Origin of the sequence: Geobacillus jurassicus NBRC 107829 (assembly GCF_001544315.1) — a bacterium.
In the GTDB taxonomy this organism is placed as follows: domain Bacteria; phylum Bacillota; class Bacilli; order Bacillales; family Anoxybacillaceae; genus Geobacillus; species Geobacillus jurassicus.
This window is the reverse complement of sequence record NZ_BCQG01000030.1, coordinates 35,320-43,429: the sequence shown is the minus strand read 5'-3', so window position 1 is coordinate 43,429 and position 8,110 is coordinate 35,320. Positions and strand designations below refer to the sequence as shown.

Genomic DNA, 8,110 nt, shown 5'->3' with positions numbered 1-8,110 from the left:
CCACGTGCGCTTTCGTATTGATAAACGGCTCCCAAACGATTAAAATAAAAGCCGTGGCATAACGGTGTTGCATTAAATTGCTGAGTACCGGAAAGGAAAACGAAAAAAAGGCGACGACAAGCGGGTGGCGCAGATGGAGATGGGTCGTGCTGAACTGCGACAAATACGCCCGTTTGCGCCGCGCCGATGGAACGAGTTTCACGAAGCGCCCCCTTTCTTCTTCCCGCATTTGCTTTGTTTTTAGTATAGGAAGTTTTTAGTATAGGAAAAAAGAAGCGGCGGCTATGCAGGCGTTTCAGAAAAAAGCCAATCCCTCATTGCGGCAAAAAAATAAAAAACTATTGACTTCTCTTTGATGTTCATATAAAATGAGAATTGTCGCAAGGGGAATTAAGAAGATGTCGGGAAGTAGCTCAGCTTGGTAGAGCACACGGTTCGGGTCCGTGAGGTCGCAGGTTCAAATCCTGTCTTCCCGACCATATGGGGCCTTAGCTCAGCTGGGAGAGCGCCTGCCCCGCACGCAGGAGGTCATCGGTTCGAATCCGATAGGCTCCATTTTTCTGCGGAGGAGTACCCAAGTCCGGCTGAAGGGGTCGGTTTCGAAAACCGATAGGGGTGTCACAGCCCGCGGGGGTTCGAATCCCTCCTCCTCCGCCATCGTACATATGAATGGAATGCCAACCTGCCGATTGTCGGCAGGTTTTTTGTTTTTTTTTTTTTTTTTTGCAAGCTGTATGGCAGGCATTTTTTAGGCAGATGATTTGCCTGTTTTTGGTTGGATCGGGTACGATGAAAGAGAAAAGAGCGGTTGAGCCGCATTTCTTCCGGCAACAGCCGGATTGCGCGAAATGAGGAGGAGTGGTTATGACGATTCAACGCCGCATTCGCCGCATCAAAACGGTGCAAATCACGACGAACAGCCCGATTCACCGCAGCGGTCCGGTGCTTGAACCAGGAAACTGGCAAGAGTACGATCCGTTTTTGTTGTTGATGGAAGATATTTTTGAGCGGGGAACATTTGACGTCCATCCGCACCGGGGCATTGAGACGGTGACGTATGTGATCAGCGGCGAGCTCGAACATTTCGACAGCAAAGCCGGTCACGGCACGCTCGGCACCGGGGATGTGCAATGGATGACGGCCGGCCGCGGCGTCGTCCATAAAGAAGATCCAGCGCCCGGTTCGACCGTTCACAGCTTGCAACTTTGGGTGAACCTGCCGAGCACGCATAAGCTGACTGAACCGCGCTACCAAAACTTACGCGCCAAAGACATGCCGGTGCGCAAAGAAGAAGGGGCGACGATTCGCGTCTTTTCCGGTTCGTCAAAAGGGGTGCAAGCGCCGACGAAAAACATTGTTCCCGTGACGATGGTGGAAATGGTTGTCGAACCAGGAGCGACGGTCGTGCAAGATTTGCCGGGTCATTATAACGGTTTCTTGTACATTCTGGAAGGCAGCGGCACGTTCGGCGCTGATCAGACGGAAGGAAAAGCCGGGCAAGCGCTGTTTTTCAGCCGCCACAACCGTGGGGAGGATACAGAGCTGCAAGTGACCGCCCGTGAAAAGCTGCGTCTTCTCCTTTACGCCGGCGAGCCGGTGAACGAGCCGGTCGTTGCTTACGGCCCGTTCGTGATGAACACGCCGGAGCAAATCCGCGAAGCGATTCGCGACTATCAGGAAGGGCGGTTTGGGCAATAATCAGGTTGATCTCCCTTCCCGCTTATCTGCGGTGGAAGCGGACGTTTTCTTGCCCGGAGGGGATAAAAAGAGCCGATCGTTTTTCGGCTCTTTCTTTTTTTGTTATCATGTTTATGGAGAATGAGCCGAATTTTTTGGCATAGGAGGCATTAGAATGAATCAAGTGGTTGAAACGATTTTACAGCACCGTTCGATCCGCCGTTTTGAAGACCGGCCGCTCACCGAGGAACAAATCCGTACGATCGTCCAATGCGCTCAAGCGGCGTCCACCTCAAGCTTTGTCCAAGCGTATTCGATCATCGGCGTGAAAGATCCAGAGAAAAAACGGAAACTCGCTGAACTGGCCGGGAATCAATCATATGTCGAGCAGAATGGTCATTTCTTTGTCTTTTGCGCCGATTTTCACCGCCATGAGTTGATTGGCGAACTGGAAGGGAAAAACGTACTGCCGTCGCTCGAGAGCACGGAAAAATTTATGGTTGCGCTCATCGACACGGCGCTTGCGGCGCAAAACGCGGCCATTGCCGCGGAGTCGATGGGGCTTGGCATTTGCTATATCGGCGGTCTGCGCAACCATTTGCCAGAAGTATGTGCGCTTTTGAACGTCCCGAAACGGGTTATTCCACTTTTTGGGCTTGCCGTCGGCTATCCGGCCCAAGAACCGGACAAAAAGCCGCGCCTGCCGTTTGAACACGTCTACCACGAGGACGAATACAACCAAGACCGCGAGCGATTCATTGAACAGCTGCAGCGCTACAACGCAACGGTGTCTACCTATTATGAGCAGCGGACAAACGGCCGTCGCCGTGACACATGGACCGGGCAAATGGCTGAAATGCTCAGCCGCCAAGTCCGGATGTACATGAAAGAGTTTGTGGAAGGGAAAGGGTTCAATTTACGGTAGCCTCGCTGCAGGTGGAAGCTGGGTTTTTCTATCCCCAGCTCCCATTCCCGAAGTCCAGGAGGTTCGTAAGAAAGGAGAGAACGAGAGTGGGCAAAATCCGGCAACTGGCGCAATGGATCAAAGAGGCGAACGTGATCGCCGTCCTGACCGGGGCCGGGATGAGCACGGAATCCGGCATTCCTGATTTTCGCAGCGAAAACGGCCTCTACGCCCAAGAGGACAATGTCGAATATTATTTGTCAGAGCATTATTACAAAAAAGATCCGGTTGATTTTTGGCGCCGGTTCAAGCGGATGTTTTCGTTAAAGCTGATGGGCGGATTTGCCCCGAACGACGGGCATCGATTTCTCCGCTGGCTTGAAGATATCGGCAAAACGGTGACGATTTTGACGCAAAATATCGACGGCCTGCATGCGAAAGCGGGAAGCACGAATGTCATTGAACTGCACGGCACGCTGCAGACGGCGACGTGTCCGTCATGCGGCAACAAGTTCGATCTGTCGTTTATCAATCGCCACGAGGTGCCGCGCTGCGAAAAGTGTGAGACGATTTTGAAGCCGGATGTCGTCCTGTTCGGCGGGCTCGTGCCGCGCATCGAGGAAGCGTTTGCGGCAGCGGCGGAAAGCGACTTGCTTTTGGCGATGGGAACGAGCCTGGAAGTGGCGCCTGTAAACCAAATCCCGTTTTATGTCGCTGCCGAGTCGCCGGCAACGCGGAAAGTGTTGATCAACAAAACAGCAACGAGGATGGATGGGATGTTTGATCTTGTCATTTATGGTGGAATCGGGGAAACAGTCGCCAGCGTGTGCAAGCAAATGCAGGAAGAATAGATCTATAGATTTCCATTCCAACGGGAGAACGCATGTGGCGTTTCCCCGTTGGACAAAAACAGAAAAAAGGTATTGTACTTTTCAGAACATTCGGATATAATGAAAGTGACATACCAACCGGTTGGTATTTATAGAAGTGGGGTTTTCAGGCGCAACAAAAAATGGAGGGGACAATCATGTATTTGCGATTAACAGATGAACAACGCATGGTGCAAAAGGCGATTCGCAAGTTTGTCGAAAAAGAGTTGATGCCGCTCGAAAATGAAGTGTTGCGCAACGAGCGGGAAGGGAAGCCTGGGCTTTCGCCCGAAAAGTTAAAAGAGCTGCAGCTCAAAGCGAAAGAAGCGGGTTTTTGGGGGATCAACACGCCGGAAGAATATGGCGGAGCCAATTTAGGACATGTCATGCAGGCCATTGTGTTGATGGAAGTCTCGAAAACGCTCGTTCCGTTCCAGTTCGGCGGGTCGGCGGACAACATTTTGTATTACGCCAACGAGGAGCAAAAGAAAAAATATTTGATCCCGACGATCAACGGCGAGAAAAAATCGTGCTTTGCCATGACTGAGCCAGGCGCGGGGTCTGATACGCGCAACATTAAAATGACGGCGGTGAAAGATGGAAATGAGTGGGTGTTAAACGGGGAGAAAACGTTTATCACTGGAGGCAATGACGCTGATTTTGTCATGGTCATCGCCGTTACCGATAAAGAACGGCATCAGGCGACAAATGGACGCGAAGGAGTGACATGTTTTATTGTCGACCGCGAGATGGGCTGGCGTTCGGAGCCGATACATACGATGGGGCCATCAACACCGGCCAGCTTGATTTTCGAAAATGTGCGCGTGCCGGAAGAAAACATTTTAGGCGAGTTGCACCACGGCTATCAACTTGGGCTTGAGTGGATCGGCTATGCCCGTTGGGTTGTCGGCGCCCGGGCGGTCGGAGCGGCGGAACGGTTGCTGCAAATGGCGATCGACTACGCGAAAGAGCGCGTTACGTTCGGCAAGCCGATCGCCGAGCGGCAAGCGATCCAATGGATGATCGCCGATTCGGCGGTGGAAATTGAAGCGGCGAAATGGCTTGTTTTGAACGCGGCGTTTACGCTTGACCAAGGGGAAGACAACCGCCATTTGGCGTCGATGGCGAAGCTGTTTGGCGCGAACATGGGCAACCGCGTCGTCGACCGGGTGATGCAAATTCACGGCGGAATGGGCTATACGAAAGAAATGCCGATCGAACGCTGGTACCGTGAAGCGAGATTGTGGCGCATTTACGACGGCACCGATGAAATCCAGCGTCTCATTATCGCCCGCAACTTAATTAAAGGACACGTCAAGCTTGGGCAGTTTCTCTAAAAAATGAAAGCGCTATCGAAGGGGAGGAGAAAATCATGAGCCAACGATTTGCCGGAAGAGTGGCGTTTGTGACTGGAGGAAGCCGCGGCATCGGCAAGGCGATTGTCACCCGCTTTGCCGAAGAAGGGGCGAAAGTAGCGTTCATTGATGTAAACGAAGAAGCGCTTGAAGCGACGGCTGCCGAGCTGCGGGAAAAAGGGTATGACGTTTACGCCAAGGTGGCGAGCGTCACCGACCGCGAACAAGTGGAAACGACGATCCGAGAAGTGGTCGATCGGTTCGGCTCGCTCGATATTCTCGTCAACAACGCCGGCGTCATCCGCGACAACCTGCTGTTTAAAATGACGGACGACGACTGGCAAACGGTGATGGACATCCATTTGAAAGGGGCGTTTTACTGCGCCCGCGCCGCGCAAAAATATATGGTCGAAAAACGGTACGGGCGCATCATCAACATTTCGTCGACGTCCGCGCTCGGCAACCGCGGCCAGGCAAACTACTCGGCGGCGAAAGCCGGCATTCAAGGATTTACGAAAACGCTGGCGATTGAGCTTGGCAAATTTGGCATCACGACGAATGCCGTCGCTCCCGGGTTTATTGAAACTGATATGACAAAAGCGACTGCCGAGCGGCTTGGCATTTCGTTTGAACAGCTCATCCAGGCGAGCGTCGCCAACATCCCGGTCGGGCGCAGCGGCCGTCCGGAAGATATCGCCCATGCGGTGGCGTTTTTCGCCGACGAGCGGTCGTCGTTTGTCAACGGCCAAGTGCTGTACGTTGCCGGCGGCCCGAAATGTTGAACACAAGGGGGACCGAACATGTATCAAAACGACATCGGAAAACGGTCGGCGAAAGTGAAAAACGTCGTCGAGCGCGGAGCGGTGAAAAAGTTCGCTGAAGCGGTCGGCGACCCGAATCCGATTTATTGGGATGAGGAAACGGGGAAACGGTCGCGCTACGGGCGCAACATTGCGCCGCCGACGTTTCCGCGCGTTTTTGACTACGGCGTCATTGAAGGGCTGACATTGCCGTCCAAAGGGCTCATCCATGGCGAGCAGCGCTTCCATTATGAGCGCCCGCTGTTTGTCGGTGAAGAGCTGTATTGTTATGCGGAAGTGAAAGATTATTATGAAAAACAAAGCAGCATGGGCTTGCTTGGCTTTTTAGTGATCGCGAACAACGGCGAAGACGCCGATGGGAATCTCATTTTCACCTCGACCTCGACGATCATTATTAACGAGGCGGTTAGAAAGGCGATGAGCGTATGACAACGATCCGTGAATGGCAAGTGGGGCAGTCGCTTCCCGACGTGACGCTCGCACCGGTGTCCCGGCTTGATTTAATCAAATATGCCGGGGCATCAGGCGACTACAACCCGATCCATACGATCGATGAAGAGGCGAAAAAAGCCGGCCTGCCCGGCATTATCGCCCACGGCATGTGGACGATGGGAAACCTCGCCAAACTGTTTACACCGTATTACGAAGAAGGGTTTGTCCAAGATTATTTCGTCCGCTTCCAGTCGATGGTGTTTTTAAACGATGTCATCACGTTAAAAGCAACGGTGAAAGAAAAAGACGACAAGGCGATTCGCTTTGCCGTCGCTGCCGTCAACCAGCATGGCAAAGAAGTCGTCAAAGGAGAAGCCGTGTTTTTGCTGTATGAGTGAAGCGAGCCCGGTAGCAGCGGGAACGCACGGTTGCCGGGTTTCACAGACAAAGGGGATGAGAGGAGTCAGGGTCAACTACCCACCATTTAAAGCCTAAAGGCTTTTGAAGAGGGGGCTTGCAACTGTCCGGAAGTGCAAGCGACTGACGTCTCCTTCCTTCACTTGGCGTTGCTTGAGGCAGGTTGACGGCTGCCCAACGATACAGGTAGACTCGCATCGTTCCCGAATCGCTCGGCACGTCTGTTGGCAGTACTTGACTTCCACACACAACAGACGGGTCTACGTTCGATGTTTTACGGGTGCAACGTTTCCTGCAACCAACTCCCTACATCGGGTAGTAACGCATGGAGTGCCTTGATTCAACGGTTTTCTCCATATTCTTATTCTATCACAAAAAGAAAGGAGGAAGGGCGATTCCTCCCCCACTGACTCCGTTCCGTCGTTGAAGTGGGGGCTCCTCGCCTGAAAATGATGAAACGGGACGCTGTCATTGTGTCGGCCGTGCGAACGGCCATCGCCCGTCAAGGGGGCGCTTTGGCGACGCTGCCGGCGCACATTTACGGTGCGGAAGTGATCAAAGAAGCGATGCGGCGGGCAAACATTGGCCCAGAGCTTGTTGATGATGTCATTATAGGCAACGTCTTAAGCGGGGGCGGCAATATCGCCCGGCTGACCGCGCTGCAAACTGGCTTGTCGCTTGAACTAACGGGGCTGACGGTCGACCGCCAGTGCGGATCGGGCATTAATGCCGTGAACTTAGCCGCGCAAGCCATTTGGGCCGGTGACGGGGATGTGTATATCGCCGGCGGAGTGGAAAGCATGAGCCGCGCTCCATATTTAATGGACCGCCCGGAAAAACCGTACAGCTCGACGCCGCCAAGCTTCCGCAAGTCGCAGCTGTCGCCGAAAGAAATCGGCGATCCGCCGATGGGCATCACGGCGGAAAACTTGGCCAAAAAGTACGGCATCAGCCGCGAAGAACAAGACGCGTTCGCTTTGCGCAGCCAGCAGCGCATGGCGCGTGCTATGCAAGAAGGGCGGTTTGAGGAGCAAATCGTACCGATCACCGTTCCGGTGAAAAAAGGCGAGCCGTTCGTCTTCGATACGGACGAACATCCACGCCCGAACACGACGATGGAAGCACTTGCGAAGCTGCCGCCGGCGTTTTTGGAAGGAGGAACGGTGACAGCGGGGAACAGTTCGGGATTGAACGATGGGGCGTCGGCGCTTGTCATTATGTCGCGGGAAAAAGCAGAGGAGCTCGGTTTGAAGCCGCTTGCCGTCATCCGCGCTCATGCCGTCGCCGGTGTTGATCCGAACATTATGGGCATCGGCCCGGTGCCGGCGACGAGAAAAGTGCTAAAAAAGGCAGGGCTTGCGCTTGACGATATGGACATCATCGAAATCAACGAAGCGTTTGCCGCGCAAGTGATCGCTTGTGACCGCGAGCTTGAGATGGATCCGGAAAAAGTGAACGTCAACGGCGGCGCCATTGCCCACGGCCATCCGCTCGGCGCGACGGGAGCGATTTTGATCACGAAAGCGGTGTATGAACTGAAGCGCCGCGGCGGAAAATATGCGCTCATTACCGCATGCATCGGCGGCGGCCAAGGGATCGCCACGATTATCGAACGGGAATAATGAACTGGAGCCA

The 8,110-nt window shown here is 53.7% G+C and carries 8 protein-coding genes, 3 tRNA genes and 1 pseudogene; 11 read left to right on the top strand and 1 reads right to left on the bottom strand.

Annotation, left to right across the window (positions count from 1 at the left end; genetic code table 11):
• A pseudogene (locus GJ1_RS10305) lies at positions 1 to 202 on the bottom strand (hypothetical protein); the annotation flags it as partial.
• Positions 203 to 402: 200 nt separating this feature from the next.
• On the opposite strand from GJ1_RS10305, the gene GJ1_RS10300 reads away from it, so the two are divergent.
• From GJ1_RS10300 to GJ1_RS10250, 11 genes are all read left to right on the top strand, one after another.
• Positions 403 to 479: transfer RNA gene (locus GJ1_RS10300), tRNA-Pro, on the top strand.
• 3 nt (positions 480 to 482) lie between these two features.
• Positions 483 to 555, top strand: a tRNA-Ala gene (locus GJ1_RS10295).
• Between the two features lie 9 nt (positions 556 to 564).
• A tRNA-Ser gene (locus GJ1_RS10290) sits at positions 565 to 657 on the top strand.
• 207 nt (positions 658 to 864) lie between these two features.
• The gene (locus GJ1_RS10285) at positions 865 to 1,698 is read left to right on the top strand and encodes a pirin family protein (protein ID WP_066231899.1); all 834 of its coding nucleotides are present in this window, start codon (positions 865 to 867) and stop codon (positions 1,696 to 1,698) included.
• A gap of 154 nt (positions 1,699 to 1,852) precedes the next feature.
• On the top strand, positions 1,853 to 2,602 hold the full coding sequence (gene nfsA / locus GJ1_RS10280) for an oxygen-insensitive NADPH nitroreductase (RefSeq protein WP_066231897.1): 750 nt from the start codon (positions 1,853 to 1,855) through the stop codon (positions 2,600 to 2,602).
• Between the two features lie 86 nt (positions 2,603 to 2,688).
• On the top strand, positions 2,689 to 3,432 hold the full coding sequence (locus GJ1_RS10275; protein WP_066231893.1) for an NAD-dependent protein deacylase: 744 nt from the start codon (positions 2,689 to 2,691) through the stop codon (positions 3,430 to 3,432).
• Between the two features lie 176 nt (positions 3,433 to 3,608).
• Positions 3,609 to 4,787: an acyl-CoA dehydrogenase family protein gene (locus GJ1_RS10270; protein ID WP_066231890.1), complete on the top strand. Its 1,179-nt coding sequence runs from the start codon at positions 3,609 to 3,611 to the stop codon at positions 4,785 to 4,787.
• A gap of 35 nt (positions 4,788 to 4,822) precedes the next feature.
• Positions 4,823 to 5,587: a 3-oxoacyl-ACP reductase FabG gene (gene fabG, locus GJ1_RS10265; protein WP_066231886.1), complete on the top strand. Its 765-nt coding sequence runs from the start codon at positions 4,823 to 4,825 to the stop codon at positions 5,585 to 5,587.
• Between the two features lie 18 nt (positions 5,588 to 5,605).
• Entirely contained in the window at positions 5,606 to 6,055 is a 450-nt protein-coding gene (locus tag GJ1_RS10260; RefSeq protein WP_066231884.1) for a MaoC family dehydratase N-terminal domain-containing protein, read from the top strand.
• Positions 6,052 to 6,456 (top strand): MaoC family dehydratase, encoded by a 405-nt coding sequence (locus GJ1_RS10255; RefSeq protein ID WP_066231882.1) that lies wholly within the window; start codon positions 6,052 to 6,054, stop codon positions 6,454 to 6,456. The genes GJ1_RS10260 and GJ1_RS10255 overlap by 4 nt, the downstream gene beginning before the upstream one ends.
• Before the next feature lie 471 nt (positions 6,457 to 6,927).
• Positions 6,928 to 8,097 (top strand): thiolase family protein, encoded by a 1,170-nt coding sequence (locus GJ1_RS10250; RefSeq protein WP_066231914.1) that lies wholly within the window; start codon positions 6,928 to 6,930, stop codon positions 8,095 to 8,097.
• The last annotated feature ends 13 nt before the right edge of the window (positions 8,098 to 8,110 follow it).

Bases quoted from the DNA above. Each gene is read 5' to 3' on its own strand.
- GJ1_RS10285 (WP_066231899.1), top strand. From the start codon at position 865: ATGACGATTCAACGCCGCATTCGCCGCATCAAAACGGTGCAAATCACG.
- nfsA (WP_066231897.1), top strand. From the start codon at position 1,853: ATGAATCAAGTGGTTGAAACGATTTTACAGCACCGTTCGATCCGCCGT.
- GJ1_RS10270 (WP_066231890.1), top strand. From the start codon at position 3,609: ATGTATTTGCGATTAACAGATGAACAACGCATGGTGCAAAAGGCGATT.
- fabG (WP_066231886.1), top strand. From the start codon at position 4,823: ATGAGCCAACGATTTGCCGGAAGAGTGGCGTTTGTGACTGGAGGAAGC.
- GJ1_RS10260 (WP_066231884.1), top strand. From the start codon at position 5,606: ATGTATCAAAACGACATCGGAAAACGGTCGGCGAAAGTGAAAAACGTC.
- GJ1_RS10255 (WP_066231882.1), top strand. From the start codon at position 6,052: ATGACAACGATCCGTGAATGGCAAGTGGGGCAGTCGCTTCCCGACGTG.
- GJ1_RS10250 (WP_066231914.1), top strand. From the start codon at position 6,928: ATGAAACGGGACGCTGTCATTGTGTCGGCCGTGCGAACGGCCATCGCC.